This window comes from Neobacillus niacini NBRC 15566 (genome assembly GCF_001591505.1).
GTDB classification, from domain to species: domain Bacteria; phylum Bacillota; class Bacilli; order Bacillales; family Cytobacillaceae; genus Neobacillus; species Neobacillus niacini.
Genome location: NZ_BCVA01000022.1, coordinates 1 through 14,339, shown reverse-complemented (window position 1 = coordinate 14,339; position 14,339 = coordinate 1). Strand labels below are relative to the sequence as shown.

Annotated in this window: 12 protein-coding genes; 11 read left to right on the top strand and 1 reads right to left on the bottom strand. The window is 38.1% G+C overall.

The features are described from left to right. From BANA01_RS16130 to BANA01_RS16120, 3 genes are all read left to right on the top strand, one after another. A complete protein-coding gene (locus BANA01_RS16130) occupies positions 1-687 on the top strand; it encodes a response regulator transcription factor (protein ID WP_063253841.1) in 687 nt (228 codons plus the stop codon). Positions 688-880: 193 nt separating this feature from the next. Continuing rightward, the gene (locus BANA01_RS16125; protein WP_082799554.1) at positions 881-1,588 is read left to right on the top strand and encodes an ankyrin repeat domain-containing protein; all 708 of its coding nucleotides are present in this window, start codon (positions 881-883) and stop codon (positions 1,586-1,588) included. 76 nt (positions 1,589-1,664) lie between these two features. After that, the gene (locus BANA01_RS16120) at positions 1,665-2,627 is read left to right on the top strand and encodes a DUF4822 domain-containing protein (protein WP_063253839.1); all 963 of its coding nucleotides are present in this window, start codon (positions 1,665-1,667) and stop codon (positions 2,625-2,627) included. 65 nt (positions 2,628-2,692) lie between these two features. On the opposite strand, the gene BANA01_RS16115 is transcribed toward BANA01_RS16120, so the two are convergent. Then, positions 2,693-4,102: a PQQ-dependent sugar dehydrogenase gene (locus tag BANA01_RS16115; protein WP_063253836.1), complete on the bottom strand. Its 1,410-nt coding sequence runs from the start codon at positions 4,100-4,102 to the stop codon at positions 2,693-2,695. A gap of 138 nt (positions 4,103-4,240) precedes the next feature. On the opposite strand from BANA01_RS16115, the gene BANA01_RS16110 reads away from it, so the two are divergent. From BANA01_RS16110 to BANA01_RS16080, 8 genes are all read left to right on the top strand, one after another. Beyond that, the gene (locus BANA01_RS16110) at positions 4,241-4,432 is read left to right on the top strand and encodes a YbxH family protein (protein ID WP_063253835.1); all 192 of its coding nucleotides are present in this window, start codon (positions 4,241-4,243) and stop codon (positions 4,430-4,432) included. 74 nt (positions 4,433-4,506) lie between these two features. Next, positions 4,507-7,080 (top strand): helicase-related protein, encoded by a 2,574-nt coding sequence (locus BANA01_RS16105; RefSeq protein ID WP_063253834.1) that lies wholly within the window; start codon positions 4,507-4,509, stop codon positions 7,078-7,080. A 142-nt stretch (positions 7,081-7,222) separates the two neighbouring features. Then, a complete protein-coding gene (locus tag BANA01_RS16100) occupies positions 7,223-7,561 on the top strand; it encodes a hypothetical protein (RefSeq protein ID WP_063253832.1) in 339 nt (112 codons plus the stop codon). Positions 7,562-7,893: 332 nt separating this feature from the next. Continuing rightward, positions 7,894-8,022 carry a hypothetical protein gene (locus tag BANA01_RS30640; RefSeq protein WP_260631668.1) on the top strand — a complete coding sequence of 43 codons (129 nt, stop codon included), beginning with the start codon at positions 7,894-7,896 and terminating at the stop codon, positions 8,020-8,022. 253 nt (positions 8,023-8,275) lie between these two features. Further along, positions 8,276-8,611 carry a hypothetical protein gene (locus BANA01_RS16095; RefSeq protein ID WP_063253831.1) on the top strand — a complete coding sequence of 112 codons (336 nt, stop codon included), beginning with the start codon at positions 8,276-8,278 and terminating at the stop codon, positions 8,609-8,611. A gap of 437 nt (positions 8,612-9,048) precedes the next feature. Beyond that, positions 9,049-10,092 carry a P-loop NTPase family protein gene (locus BANA01_RS16090; RefSeq protein ID WP_063253829.1) on the top strand — a complete coding sequence of 348 codons (1,044 nt, stop codon included), beginning with the start codon at positions 9,049-9,051 and terminating at the stop codon, positions 10,090-10,092. Positions 10,093-10,249: 157 nt separating this feature from the next. Then, positions 10,250-11,593, top strand: a complete 1,344-nt coding sequence (locus tag BANA01_RS16085; protein ID WP_063253828.1) for a 3' terminal RNA ribose 2'-O-methyltransferase Hen1 — start codon at positions 10,250-10,252, stop codon at positions 11,591-11,593. Continuing rightward, the gene (locus BANA01_RS16080; RefSeq protein WP_063253826.1) at positions 11,593-14,193 is read left to right on the top strand and encodes a polynucleotide kinase-phosphatase; all 2,601 of its coding nucleotides are present in this window, start codon (positions 11,593-11,595) and stop codon (positions 14,191-14,193) included. Before BANA01_RS16085 ends, BANA01_RS16080 begins: the two co-directional genes overlap by 1 nt. Positions 14,194-14,339: the final 146 nt, after the last annotated feature.

The window sequence follows — 14,339 nt, the reverse complement described above, 5'->3', positions numbered from 1 at the left end:
ATGAAAAAGATATTATTGATCGAAGATGAAGTCAGTATCGCAGAACTACAAAGAGATTATCTAGAAATTAATCAGTTCCTAGTAGATGTTGAACATAGTGGTGATTCAGGACTCCAAATGGCACTTGAAAATGATTATGATTTGATAATTTTAGACATCATGCTCCCTGGGGTAAGTGGGTTTGATATATGCAAACAAGTACGGCAAGTTAAAAATATTCCGATTCTGTTTGTTTCTGCAAAAAAGGAGGATATCGATAAAATCCGAGGTCTGGGTTTAGGAGCAGATGATTATATTACTAAGCCTTTTAGTCCAAGTGAGTTGGTAGCTAGGGTGAAGGCACATATAGATCGGTATGAACGACTAGCTGGAAATCAAACGAAATCAAATATGATTAAGGTTAAAGAGATTATGATTGATAAGTCAGCGCGTAAAGTTTATCTTAACGGTGAGGAGACATCGTTCACAACAAAGGAATTTGATTTGTTGGTATTTCTTGTAAATCACCCGAATCAAGTCTTGAACAAAGAGCAGCTATATGAACATATTTGGGGCTATGAAATGGCAGCGGATGTGTCAACGGTGACCGTCCATATCAGAAAAATACGCGGGAAAATTGAAAAAGATCCCGCCCATCCGAAATACTTGGAAACGGTTTGGGGAGCAGGCTATCGATTCAATGTTTAAAATTAATAGTAAAAATACAATCCGTCACATAAGGTGGCGGATATTTTTTTATAAACATGAAGAAATTTTCTGAAAAAGTTTATCTTTTTTTAAGAAATTCTTTCGAGGGAGTTTAATATTTCGGTTTAACATAAATGTATGGCCAAATGAATGAAGGAGGATAGCAATAGTAAACCGATAGGTGGTGAAAATTATGCGGAGGCGCCAAGCAATCGTCTTTGGAACTATATTCATTCTTCATGGCTGTGTCTCTGTTAATGATGGTAATACAAATAAAAAGGTGAATGAGATAAAGGTAGTGATAGATATGGAGGAACAACTGATTATAGCAGCAAAAGGCAAAGACGCGGATACCGTAAGAAGATTGATTGAGGAAGGTGTCGATATTAATACGCAGGACTCAGAAGGGCGAACTCCCACAATGATTGCGACATACAACAACGATTTAGAGACTGCAAAAATACTTATTGACGCGGGAGCAGACGTCAACATTCAGGATGATATCGAAAATAACCCCTTCCTGTATGCTGGTGCTGAAGGGTATATTGAAATTTTAAAACTTACGATTAAAGCCGGTGCCGACTCATCTCTTACGAATCGGTATGGAGGAACTGCTTCAATCCCTGCCTCGGAACATGGATATGTAGATGTTATTAAAGAACTTCTAACCAATACTGATATCGATATAAATCATATAAATGATCTCGGCTGGACAGCTTTACTAGAAGCTATAATTTTGAATAATGGTGATGAAAAACAGCAGCAAACAGTGCAATTGTTGATCGATCATGGCGCAGACGTGAAAATTCCCGATCGAAATCATGTAACCCCTTTACAGCATGCACGAAAGAATGGTTTTAAAGAGATTGAAAATATATTGGTAAAAGCAGGGGCAAAATAACTAGGTTTGTAAAGACTTACTTAGGAACAAAACCATGTAATTGACACCAAAATAAAGAAATGAGGAGACGACAAAAATGAACAAAAAGGCAAAAATGTTACCGTCTATTCTTCTTGGGTTAACTTTAGTTATTTCAGGATGCGGCACAATCACACAAGCGCAAACAAATGACCAGAAACAAGAACAAACTGAAAAAAAGGGAAGTGAACAAAATAAGGAAACCAAAGGACAGGAATTAGCTAATATTCTTAGTAGCACAAATTGGCAAGGTACCAAGGTATATGATAAGGATAAAAATGACTTAACAAAAGAAAACGCAAGCTTTATTGGTCTAGCAAAATACGACGATAAAACCGCGAGATATGAATTTTTTGATAAAACCACAAAAAAGAGCCGCGGTGACAAAGGAACGTTCTTTCTCACCAATGATGGAAAGATCAGAGTATTAATATCTGAATCAATGGGTTACCAAGCTGTTGTGGAAATAACAAAACTCAATAAAGACATCTTTACTTATAAGAGAATGGGAAAAGATGCGAATGGTAACGAAGTAGAGGTATTTGTTGATCATATTCCATATAAAGAAACAAACCTATCTTTTACAGAACCCGATAAGACCTTGGTAACAAAAACGGGGGAAATTGTTACAGATAAGGATGGAGATAAAATTCTATCAGACACCCTTTGGCAAGGGACTGTGGCATTAGATGAAAACGGCAATGATGTGTCACCCTATAACACAAATTTTCTAGGGCTTGCGAAATATGATTTTAAGACAAATAAATATGAATTTTTTGATGCGAAAACAGGAGCAAGCCGTGGGGATTACGGCTATTACGATGTTGTACACGGTAATAAGATACGAGCACATGTTTCAATAGGAATGAAGTACGGTGCAGTTCTTGAACTGACAGAGCTGAATGAAAAGAAATTTACTTATAAAAGAATGGGTAAAGATAAAGATGGTAAAAACATAACGATAACAGTTGAACATGTTCCATATAAAGGTGATTTCAAACTAAAATTCACTAAATTTTAATGACTAATTGGCGCGCAGCGATGAAGGGAATGGATTTACTCCACTCCCTTTTTTGTTCGGAAGAATTAAGGAACAATTTCAAAAACAGTACCCTGGTTTAAATCAGTCACCTTCATCGATCCGTAAACCCCTAAATATAATCTAGTTTGCTCCAGATTACTTCCCAAACTTACATAATACGCGGCTTGAGATCCATAATCATATTCGGTTTGAATTACCCTAAAATCACTTTGTTTACCATCTTGTCGTAACCTAGAGTAGGCTAAGGCACCTCTAGGTTGAGGTTGAGATTCTTTCCGGGAAAGGTCGATAAACACAACGCTTCCCGTTAAAGCGGGTATTGCATTACCCTTATAGGCTTGCACTCCTGTAAGGGCGGTTCCACTAAACTTATCTGGTCGTGGATCTCTATGATAATAACTAGTCATAGGCTGAAGACGCTTCACTGAAGTATTTATTGCTTCATTATAATAAACAATTGTTTTCTCATCTAAAGCTGGATTATTCGTGCAGCCCCTGATAACTGAAGTAGGAAATGCACCTTCCCACCCCCGCCAGCCAAAGTTAACAAATCCTTCTGGGTCAAGGCCAATATTCATTGAAGCGGCTTGAACAAGCTGAGTAACTAGTATTGGTTTAGAAAGAAAGAATGAAAAAATTGCCTCTTCTAAATCCTGTCCGACATTTCCTACATATTTAATATACTGATTTTGCAACCTTTGATAAGAAATGCCTGTTATATTGCGAACTCCTTTTGCCATTATACTAAGCGTTCCCTGAATAGATATGGGAAGTTCATTGAAACGTGTGACAACGGGTGGGTTCGGGATACCTGTATTTTTTCCAACGTCTATTTCAATGATCTTTCCTGCAATTTCCATCGTATCCTGACTTAAATTAAAGGGATCATAGCCTGATCCTCCATCACCTGTTGTTAAAACAAGTCTCCCTGTTTCAGGTGAAAAGTTCAAGCTATTGACACCATTATGATTCATAAAAGGTCTTCTTACGTTTAGTAATGTCCGGCGTTTTTGAGGTTGACCATTGGATTGTAAAATCCATTCCTCCACTGTATCAATATGGTCATAGTGGGTTTCTCTATTTATCCACCTAAGATTTAAAGTTTTGGGGTCACAAGGGTTAGGTGTAAAAGATTCAGTAAGAGCTCCTGGACCTTGAGTTCCGGCTGCGGAATAATGTATATAAAACAGACCGTTATAATAAAATTGGGGGTGAAATGCCAGTCCAAGCAATCCTCGTTCATCATACCCGCCAGACGCACCAAGTTTTATAATCCGCTGACGAATATCTAAAAAAGTCCTAATCCCTTCATTACTTAAAAAGAAGATCTCTCCGACCTGGGTTGCAATGAATAATCTTTCCATTGAGTCACCCGGAAGGAAAGTGGTTTTCAAAACAGTGGGTAAATTGATTTTGCTGACAATCGGCCGTAAACGAACCTTTACGTTTATCACCTAACTTTCCACTCCTCCTAATTGGTTTCTCCTATGAGAATATGATTAGACCTGTTCTCTTAGTACCGTTCTGTTTTTGGAAGATTAACCACAGCACAATAGTAAATACTAAAAAAAATTAAAAAAAAGGGGATTATCATGGGAGCGATTGAACGAAGCGGATTTCGATTTGTACCAGAATATAGTGTGAGCCACCAAAATGGGGCGATTCATGTCTACAACAAAAATCGATTCATTGAAGAAATCAAATTTGAATTTTCAGGTGATTTTCCTGAACTGGATCAGATAGAGGATTTAGTCGACCAATATTGCATTAAACGAGAAATTTAAGGTCCGAATATTTGTTCGATTTCTGATTTAGTGATAAACTCGAAGTACCAAATAGTGATAAAGGAGGGAAGAAGTTGAATAAACTAACCGCCGTTTACCCTCAAGCGATTGAACATACAAAGAATAAAGTTATCGAAGATATGAATCATTATTTAGAGTCAAAAGAAAGTTTGCCGTCTTTTAATGAATATTTACATGACCGCGGGCATTATCTTGAGCAAATTTGGGTCAATGTTTGGTTGAATAAGGTCACTAATGATGTCCCGAAGAATGAGAAAAAAGAGTTTTTGCGGGAAAAAGGGTACGAGGTTCAAGGAGTGGACCGCAAACTAATTAATAAACTTTTTCGGGATGAAATGAGAGACTATCAGCCATTTCAGGCGCGTGAATGGACCGAGGAAACTTTTGCAAATCAAAAAGAGGAATGGGAACAAAGATATCACCAAGCGAAAGCAGATTTTATAAAAAGACAAGAAGTGAACCGCTTGGCAGAATTGCGTCATATACTTGCAGAAAAAATAGAAGAAATGACATCAGAAATGCTTGAGAAAGATTATCCTGAACTTTATCTCTATGTTCGTCATTTCACAGCCAAACAATTAGCTGCGGATATCAAGAATAATGTGAAATTCCAAACCATCGATACCTTTGCCCTAGAAGAAAAATTAGTGGATGAAGGACATTTTAATCCTGATTCGTACACAACGGTGGCGAAGTTTTTTGAGGAACTAACAGGGGATATTCATAAAACGGTTAACTGGGGCAGGAGCTTGTATGAATATCAAACGTATTTTTTTGTCTATGAAAGCTTAATTTCCGACTACCTTTCAGAGTTAATCCCAAAGAGGATTTTGGAAAAACTCCCGCAGGTAATGAAGGAACAGTATCAGGAAGCCTTTGGTGAAAAACTGACACCTGCTTACATAAAGGGGAGCATGACACAGCTTTTGTATGAGGTAGAAGATTATGTTATTGAAGATATCCAAGAGGAATATCTTTCAAATTTACTGAAAATTGCAGTACTTCCTTTTGACTTTACCGTTCATCAGCAAATTTTTGAAAAGGACTACTCCGAAAGAGAACGTAAAAAGGCGGAGGAAGAAGCAGAATTACAACGAAAACGAGAAGAAGAAGAACGGATGATGGATGATATTTTTGGTCAGGAGTATAATCCGTCGCTTGGTGAAAGAGTTCGTTACGTTCTTCATATAGGTGAAACCAATACAGGGAAAACTCACCATGCACTTGAGCAGATGAAGCAGGCAAACAGTGGTTTGTATCTAGCTCCACTAAGATTATTGGCGCTTGAGGTTTATGATAAGTTAAATACTGAAGGAACACCGTGCTCGTTAAAAACGGGTGAAGAAGAAAAAATGGTACCGGGTGCTAACCATTTTTCATGCACGGTGGAAATGTTTCATGAAAAAGAAAGCTATGATATTGTCGTTATTGACGAAGCACAAATGATTACCGATAAGGACCGGGGTTTCTCTTGGTACAAAGCGATCACAAAAGCCAATGCACATGAGGTTCATATTATCGGCAGCAGGAATTCAAAACCGATGCTGCTGCAATTGCTAGGAGAATCGGATATTACGATATACGAATACAGCCGCGATACACCGCTGGAAGTGGAAACAAAAGAATTCCATATTAAACATGTGAAAAAAGGGGATGCACTGATTTGTTTTTCAAGGAGGCGAGTGCTTGAAACGGCGTCTCGGCTTCAAAGCGATGGTCATTCAGTCAGCATGATTTACGGCAGCATGCCCCCAGAAACAAGAAAAAAGCAAATTGAGCAATTTAACACTGGGAAAACTAAGGTCATTGTATCGACTGATGCCATTGGAATGGGCTTGAACTTGCCGATTCGCCGGATTGTGTTTTTGGAAAATGAGAAATTTGATGGAACCAGAAGGCGGTTGTTAACCTCGCAGGAAGTGAAACAAATCGCCGGCCGGGCAGGTCGCAAAGGAATCTATGATGTGGGAAAGGTTGCATTTACCAAGGACATCAGGCTGATGAGGAGATTGCTGAATCAAGAGGATGAGCCCGTGCATACATTTGCCATTGCCCCAACCAACTCGGTATTCGAGCGCTTCCAACGCTATTATCGTGATTTAGGAACATTCTTTGAGCTTTGGGGGAAATTTAAAAGCCCACCAGGAACGAAGAAAGCTTCCTTGGCAGAGGAGCGTTCCCTTTACGATGTGATTGCTGGGACAGAAATTGAAGCACGATTACCTTTAATGGACCTATATGGGTTTTTACACCTCCCTTTCTCAAAAAATGAACCGACATTAACACGACAATGGGAAGATACGATGTATGCAATTATCCAGGGTACTCCTTTACCGGAACCTCCATACAAGGAACGAAGTTTAGAGGATCTCGAATTAGCATATAAAGCACTTGGCTTGCATTTGCTCTTTTTATATCGATTAGGTGAGCGTACGGAAGCGATATATTGGGAGCGGCTGCGTGAAGAAATGAGTGACAAGGTCCAAGATAAATTAAAAACGGATATTCGCAAGTTCGTGAAAAAATGTAGAAACTGTGGCAAGAACCTCCCTTGGGATCACTCATTTCCAACCTGTGATGCCTGCCATAGTGCTAAATATAGAAGACGCTTTGCAGAAGATTTCTAGAAGTACCGTTTAAGGTTCAAATCGCAAATGATTTGAACCTTTTTATTTTACTATCGGAAATTATTGGAATTTTATTACAGTTAAATAGCGTTAAATGATATAATTTTTTCTAAGAAATTATAGAAATTAAAGGGGGGATAGTATGGGAAGAATTATTTGGTGGGTTATTACGATAGGTCTGATTCTTTTTGCAAACTGGGGGATAGCAAAACTTTTTAATAATGATTTTCTTGATTGGTCCTTTTTAACAGGTCTTGCAGCAGTCGTATTGGTTAAGTTTTTTAATTCATCGGGTGGAATGGCATCGGAATTTGCTAATGCGAGACTACAAAGTGGAAATGAGGATAATGATCTTCAAGTAGAGGTTTGGACGAGAATAGAAAAGATTGAAAGGCGTTTTAAAGCCACACCATCGTTTTATGTGGCAATAGGTTATACGCTTGTTTCGGGGATTATAACATTTATTTATTACTTCATTTAATAAAAAGAAACTACTTTAAAACTCTTACGATATGGTTTGTGTTTATCTTGAAAAGTAATGTTGCAGGTATGTATAAGAAGGATTATATTCCAACAAACAATTATAAACACGTTAGATATATTATATTGAGATACTGATTAAAGAAAATTTTAACTCCAGGGAGGTACCATTATTGGTGCCTTTTTTGATTTCATATGATGTTCTGTTCATAAAGACTGAAAATGTATAATTTTTTTAAAAATTAAAGTTATTAGTTTAGAACTTGTCCAATTATTTCAGCATAACATGTTAGTGTAAGAGCTCTTTCAATAAGGTTGAAAGGGGGGAGAAAAATGTCTATAAATCTAGTTACAGTAGTTCTTGTGTTGCTTCTCTTAGTAGCCCTGCTTGTTGCTGTTTTACTTGGCACGCCAGAACAACAACAAATCATTATTGCTGCTATTAATGCATTGCTTGGTTAATATAATGTAGTAATATAATTCCCCTCAGTATAAGGCCCCTTTAATATCACTTCCACTAATAGGTAGTTGGTATTATGGGGGTTTCTATTTTTTGATGGATGACTTTTTATTGTGAAGCTATGATTTTAACCCAATTTTACATCGTATGGTTTTTTGCTAACACACATTTAACTTTTTTTCATAGTATGTAACAGTATAGGACGAGAATCAGTTCTCCTTGTTATCCCAAGATAAAAAAGGTGGAGTTTACTACATGACTAATGAAAACGAATCCAAACTAGAGGTTAAAAACCCTCTAACAAACAATACAGCGATAGATCTAAGTGGAATCATGAATATTGCAGGTTCATTACTTAAAAATCCAGAAGTATTGAATACAGTTTCAGATGTAATGAAACTTACTAATAGCGTCCATGAGACCTCCAATAAACCAGAGGAACTTCAGAAAAACACGATTTCGGCGTTGCAGAAACAAATAGCAGAATTGAATCAACAAATCATCGGGCTACAAGAACAAATAGTTAAAAATAATGAGGAACTAAAAGAATTGATTTTAAAAATGCAAAGCTCCCTCAATGAGCGAAAGTAGTGTACTAATTTTGAATGCACCAAATTTCATTTAATTAAAGACACTACTTACAATGGGGTCTATAGTCAATTTACTTTTCAATTAAAGGAAGCGTTAATCCAAGAGGGATTAATGCTTCTTTTTATGCACTTTAATGAAGTTACAGGTAGCTTTAGTTAGATTTCCTTCGAAATTAATTCGGTGTGTAACCTATGTTCATTAGAGCCAGGGATATTCTTTTATAAACCCAAAAGCAACTCAAATACGGTGGAAATTAATATTCATTTAACTTTACATATTTAGCTGTAAATTCACGTTAAGTGATAGGAAACTGAAACCGTTAATATATTCTTTCACTACTTATTACGTTTGGATTGAAAAAAATTACTCTTAAACGTAAACAGCGGTTGCTTTTTAGAGTAATAAGTTTTACTATATAAAGTAAGGAGGTGAAAATAATGGAAAATATAAGATTAAATGTTCCATTATTACGAAGAAGAGTGCCCAATCTTACCAGTGCTGCAAAAGAAGTAGGGCTGCGGCCAGCGACTGTATCTAATTTATGCACGGGGAAAATTCCGGTTGGCCGCTCTGAAGTTCGGACCATCGTAGCTTTAGCAGAATTAGCACAGTGTAGTTTAGATGAATTGATTTTAAGAGGGGAGAATGTAGAGATGATTGAAACAAAAATAAAAACATTAGATTTGTTTGCACCAATCGTTAAGGGAGGCACCATTGGACTTGTTGCTCGGCCTGGTATGGGGCAGTTGGTCGTACTAGCAGAGTTATTTTATCGTTTTAAGCGAGAGGGTTATGCAACGGTTTTATTAAAACCTGAAAATGATCATCCAGAGTTAGCGGAAATTCTAGACGATACGGAGATTGTAGCTGAGTCCATTGAAAAGGCTTTCGTTGAAATGTCAAAGGCAGGAAAAAATAAAGAGATTATTTTTGTTGCTGACCGTTCACATGTTTTAACCGGGGAAATCTACGAACTTCAGGAAAAATTACAAGATGTCGACATCAAGTCTGTTACAACTTTTTTACTAGATTTAAAAGGGGCTTCAGTGGATGAAGATCTGCCATATGGACCGCTTGAAACGTTATGGCAGTTTGATATGGACTTAGCAGTAAGACATCGCTTCCCAGCAGTAAACCCAATCTACTCTACATCCTCCGTATTGGAAGGTGCACACCTAGATCAAACCCATCTTTCCATCCAACAAAAAGCACAAAAGCTATTAAGACGTTACCGTGAACTACGATCACTCGTAAATGTGAAAGGAATTAGCGGAATCCCTGCTTCTGAAATTGAAACATTTCATCGAGGCGAACGTTTAGAGGCATATTTGACACAGCCATTCTTTGTTGCTGAAGAGTTTACGGGTATTAAAGGAAAGGAAGTTAGTCTAAAAGATACATTAAATGACGTAAAAAAAATATTAGACGGAGTCGTAGATTCCAAGGATATTGCATCCTTGAATTACATTGGTACGATTTAATCTGTTTAGTTGGAGTAACTAATACTTCAAGAAAGGGACGTAACCAACTTTAGGTACGTCCCTTGAACTTTTATCAACAATTATTTCTAAAATATCCATCTTTATGCAATGATAATAGGTAAGAGAAAATAGTTCAGCAGAAAGCGAAGTGTTATGTATGCAGCTAACATTAACGGTAACAGGCTCGGGTGCGGATATGGTCTCTTATCTTATCGCGAAGAACCCTAATAACCCGTATGAACGGTCTGAAAAAGGATTCAATGTCAGACTTGTCTACCCTATTTTCACCAAAGAGAAAGTTCAGTTCATCATCTATGTAAAGCCAGACCCAATTGATTTAGTTCGTAATTCATCTGATTTATTTGATATTACCCATTACATAAATGACCGTGAATTTGCCGTCAGCAGCTTGTTTATTACTACCATCCGCAAGGCATTAGGTACCGCTTTAAATGGGAAACCAGATTCAGAGTATCTGCCATGGGTGGACCACGAGTTTGATATGAAGCTGGCTTTTGGTCCGGTATCAACTGATTTACGAGATCAAGAATTGGCTGATTTGTTTGAACCAATGGGTTACAAAGTTGTAATTGAGCGTGGAGAAAGTACGATTCGTAAAAAAAGCTCCGCACGATTTGTCACGATTTCCGGCAGGCAGAGCGTTCAAAACTCACTTAAGCATGTTTCGATTCTCATACCTGTTATCGATAACTATAAGCACTATTTTTTAGATGAAAGAGAAGTGGAGAAACTCGAACGCTACGGGGAAGGATGGCTAGAAATTCATCCGTTAAAACAAATTATCGTCAAGCGTGCCCTTCGATTTAATGCCTTAATTTCTCAATCTAAATACTATGAAAAGAAACCGTACGTTCGTAACCAGATTGAGAGCCCGAAGACACGCTTAAACGAACTGCGTTATGAAGCCATACTGAACATTATTCGCACACTCCCACAGAGGGAAACCGTTGTGGACCTCGGTGCAGGGGAAGGAAGACTATCCGTACAGCTTGGATTTGTCGAAGGTATCAAAGAAATTTTATCCATTGAGCCCTCAAACAAATCCCGACTAAAGGCGATTGAAAGATTTGGACAAGTGATAGGCAAAGAGGGATTTGTTGAACCACAATCACTAGCAGGGTCTTTATTTTATTTTGACAGCCGGTTGCAAAATAAAGACATCATTATTTTGTGTGAAGTGATTGAGCATATTGACGAGAACCGGCTCCCAAAAATAGTTGATATGATTCTTGGTGAGTATCGGCCAAAGACGCTGATTGTTACAACACCAAACCAGGAATACAATGTTCTCTATGATATGGATGAAGCAATGCGTCATGATGATCACCGGTTTGAATGGACACGAGCGGAATTTGCTCAGCATGTGGAAGCATGGAAGAAAAGATATCCTTACCAAGTCAGCATTCAAGGGATTGGCGAAGAACATCCCACTTACGGACAGCCGACACAAATGGCCATTTTTAGAAGGGAGGAGATCTGATGACAACACTACATTTACCCTATGCTGGAATTGTCCTGTTAGTGGGACCCTCTAATACCGGAAAAACAACCTTATTAAATCAATTAATACAAGAAGAGAAGATTCTTCCATCTGAAGTGGTCAGTTCTGATCAATTTCGTGTTCTGGTCAGCGATATTGAATTTATAAGCTGGAACGGGCGTCCCAAAGACGAAAGTGATGCATTATTTTATGAATACCAGCAAATATCTGGTGCTGCCTTTGAGGCAATGGATTATGTGATTTCAAAACGCTGTAAACTCAATAAGTTAACGTTTATCGACGCCACCCATTTACGTGAGGAAGAACATGAAAAATATTTGCAAATGGGGAAGAAATATCATGTACCTGTAGTTGCGATAGTCTTAAATATTTCTGAAACGGAATTAATGAGACGAGATATGGAGCGTGCCTTTCCACGTGGTCGAAACCGTATCAAGCAACAGTATCAACTTTTTAAAAATACACTTCGCTTCATAAAAAAGAAACCATATCGCCGTGTTTACATGCTTGGAGAAGATGAACTTCAAGTTGTAAATGTCAGTCGTCTGGAGAATCCATTATATATTGATGTTGGGAATGGAATCGATTTTATCGGGGATATTCATGGTTGTTTTGATGAATTTGTTGAAATACTTAACAAACTTGGATACAAGGAAAACGATGAGGGGTATTACATCCATCCGGAGGGAAGGAAAATACTTTCATTAGGGGACGTTTTAAGCCGTGGACCGAAGTCCATTGAAACACTAAAATTTTTCCAAAAGCATGTTGCGGCAGGACTCAGCTTTATGATTGACAGCAACCACGGCTGGAAAATTGCCCGCTGGCTCGATGGAAAAAAAGTAAAGATGGCACATGGTGATGAAAATGTAGCAGCTGAATTTGAAGAATTTGAGCGTAAAAACGGCAGTGAGGCTGCTGAGAACTTAAAGGCACAAATAAAAGAGTTACTTTTACAAGCGAAATCTCACTATGTAATTCAAAAAAATGGGGTTAATGCTGTAGTTGCTGTACATGCAGGAATCAAGGATCACTATATAGGAAAACAGTCGACCCGAATTTCTGATTTTTGCCGGTATGGTGATAGCGAGGGGCTTAATGAGAATGGGAAGCCAATCCGAAAAGACTGGTCCGTCGCCCATAAGTCAAGTGAGCTCATTCTTTGGGGGCACGACCCAAAGCCGCAGCCATTGCTAGTAAATAACACACTTAATATTGACCAAGGTGTGGTCTTTGGTGGCAGTTTAACGGCTTATCGTTATCCAGAAAAACAGTTTGTTTCGGTCAACGCGAAACAGGATTATGCAAATGTTCCTGACAATCCATTGAAGGAATGGGAAGGAAAGAGATTGGCAGCGCCTAATATCATGAAATTCTTAGATGGTTATTCCGTATTAACGGAACAGTACGGTGAAATCATGATTTATGATGATGGTGTGAAACCAGCCTTAGATGATTTATCTCATTACACTTTGCCGCTTGAAGACATCGTGTATCTTCCTCCAACAATGAGTCCGACACCAAAACCTTCACGTAAGGAAGAATACCTCGAGCACCCTATGGAGGCATTCGAATATTATCAAAACAATGGTGTCGATACGATGGTGGTTGAGAAGAAACATATGGGCAGCAGGGGGATTCTGTTTTTATTCAAAAATAAAGAAATTGCCAAGGAGTATGTTGGCAGGGAAACATTAGGAACCATTTATACCCGTACAGGCAGGGCATTTTTTCAAAAAGAATTGCAGGAACAAGTGGTCAGTGTCTTGAATGAAGATTTAGTGAAAAGTGGTTATTTTGAGAAGTACAATACTGATTTTGTCTTGCTTGATGCAGAAATTCTGCCATGGAATTTGAAGGCGAAAGACCTGATTCTGAACCAATATGTGCATGTGGGGGAAATGGCGCTGCTGGACCGGCATAAATTAAAGGATTCACTCGAGCAGGCACTAGAAAGTGGGAAGGATGTTTTAAGCTGGGTTCAGGAAAATTATGTGGGGATCGAAAATGCCCAAGTATTTAATACGGTGTATCAGAAATATTGTTGGAAAACAGAAGGATTGGAAGGAATTCAAATCGCCCCATTCCACACATTGGCTCACAGCTCAGAAACATTTTTTGACAAGCCGCATACTTGGCATATGGAAAAAAATAAAGAACTTAGTGGGATTTCCCGTTTGTTTATAGAAACTGAATATAAAATTGTAAATGATGAAGCCTCAATGAAAGCGGCTATTGAATGGTGGGAAGAGATGACAGAGGATGGTCATGAAGGATTTGTTGTGAAACCAGAATCTTATATAACACGTTACAAAGGAAAACTTCTCCAGCCTGCGATAAAAGTTAGGGGTCGCAAGTATTTGCATATCATCTATGGAATCGATTATCTGCTTCCAGAAAATTTATCTAGATTAAAGAAACGGAATGCAGGCAAGAAGCAGCGAAATGCTTTAAAGGAATTTTCTCTTGGTATTGAAGCTGTTAATCGATTTGTGAAGAGAGAGTCATTGGAACGTGTTCATGAATGTGTGTTAGGAATTCTAGCGTTAGAAGCGGAACCGATTGATCCAAGATTATAGGTTAGGAAAACGAGCTGGTTGTTCCAGTTCGTTTTTTTGGGCTTGTTTATAGACAGATGTTGATTTTTCTCATGAAAATCCTGATGAGTAAGCTAATCCTCATTGGGAACTAGAATGATTTGTCTTTCATCAACCTTATGAAGGAC

Bases quoted from the DNA above. Each gene is read 5' to 3' on its own strand.
- BANA01_RS16130 (WP_063253841.1), top strand. From the start codon at position 1: ATGAAAAAGATATTATTGATCGAAGATGAAGTCAGTATCGCAGAACTA.
- BANA01_RS16125 (WP_082799554.1), top strand. From the start codon at position 881: ATGCGGAGGCGCCAAGCAATCGTCTTTGGAACTATATTCATTCTTCAT.
- BANA01_RS16120 (WP_063253839.1), top strand. From the start codon at position 1,665: ATGAACAAAAAGGCAAAAATGTTACCGTCTATTCTTCTTGGGTTAACT.
- BANA01_RS16110 (WP_063253835.1), top strand. From the start codon at position 4,241: ATGGGAGCGATTGAACGAAGCGGATTTCGATTTGTACCAGAATATAGT.
- BANA01_RS16100 (WP_063253832.1), top strand. From the start codon at position 7,223: ATGGGAAGAATTATTTGGTGGGTTATTACGATAGGTCTGATTCTTTTT.
- BANA01_RS30640 (WP_260631668.1), top strand. From the start codon at position 7,894: ATGTCTATAAATCTAGTTACAGTAGTTCTTGTGTTGCTTCTCTTAGTA.
- BANA01_RS16095 (WP_063253831.1), top strand. From the start codon at position 8,276: ATGACTAATGAAAACGAATCCAAACTAGAGGTTAAAAACCCTCTAACA.
- BANA01_RS16090 (WP_063253829.1), top strand. From the start codon at position 9,049: ATGGAAAATATAAGATTAAATGTTCCATTATTACGAAGAAGAGTGCCC.
- BANA01_RS16085 (WP_063253828.1), top strand. From the start codon at position 10,250: ATGCAGCTAACATTAACGGTAACAGGCTCGGGTGCGGATATGGTCTCT.
- BANA01_RS16080 (WP_063253826.1), top strand. From the start codon at position 11,593: ATGACAACACTACATTTACCCTATGCTGGAATTGTCCTGTTAGTGGGA.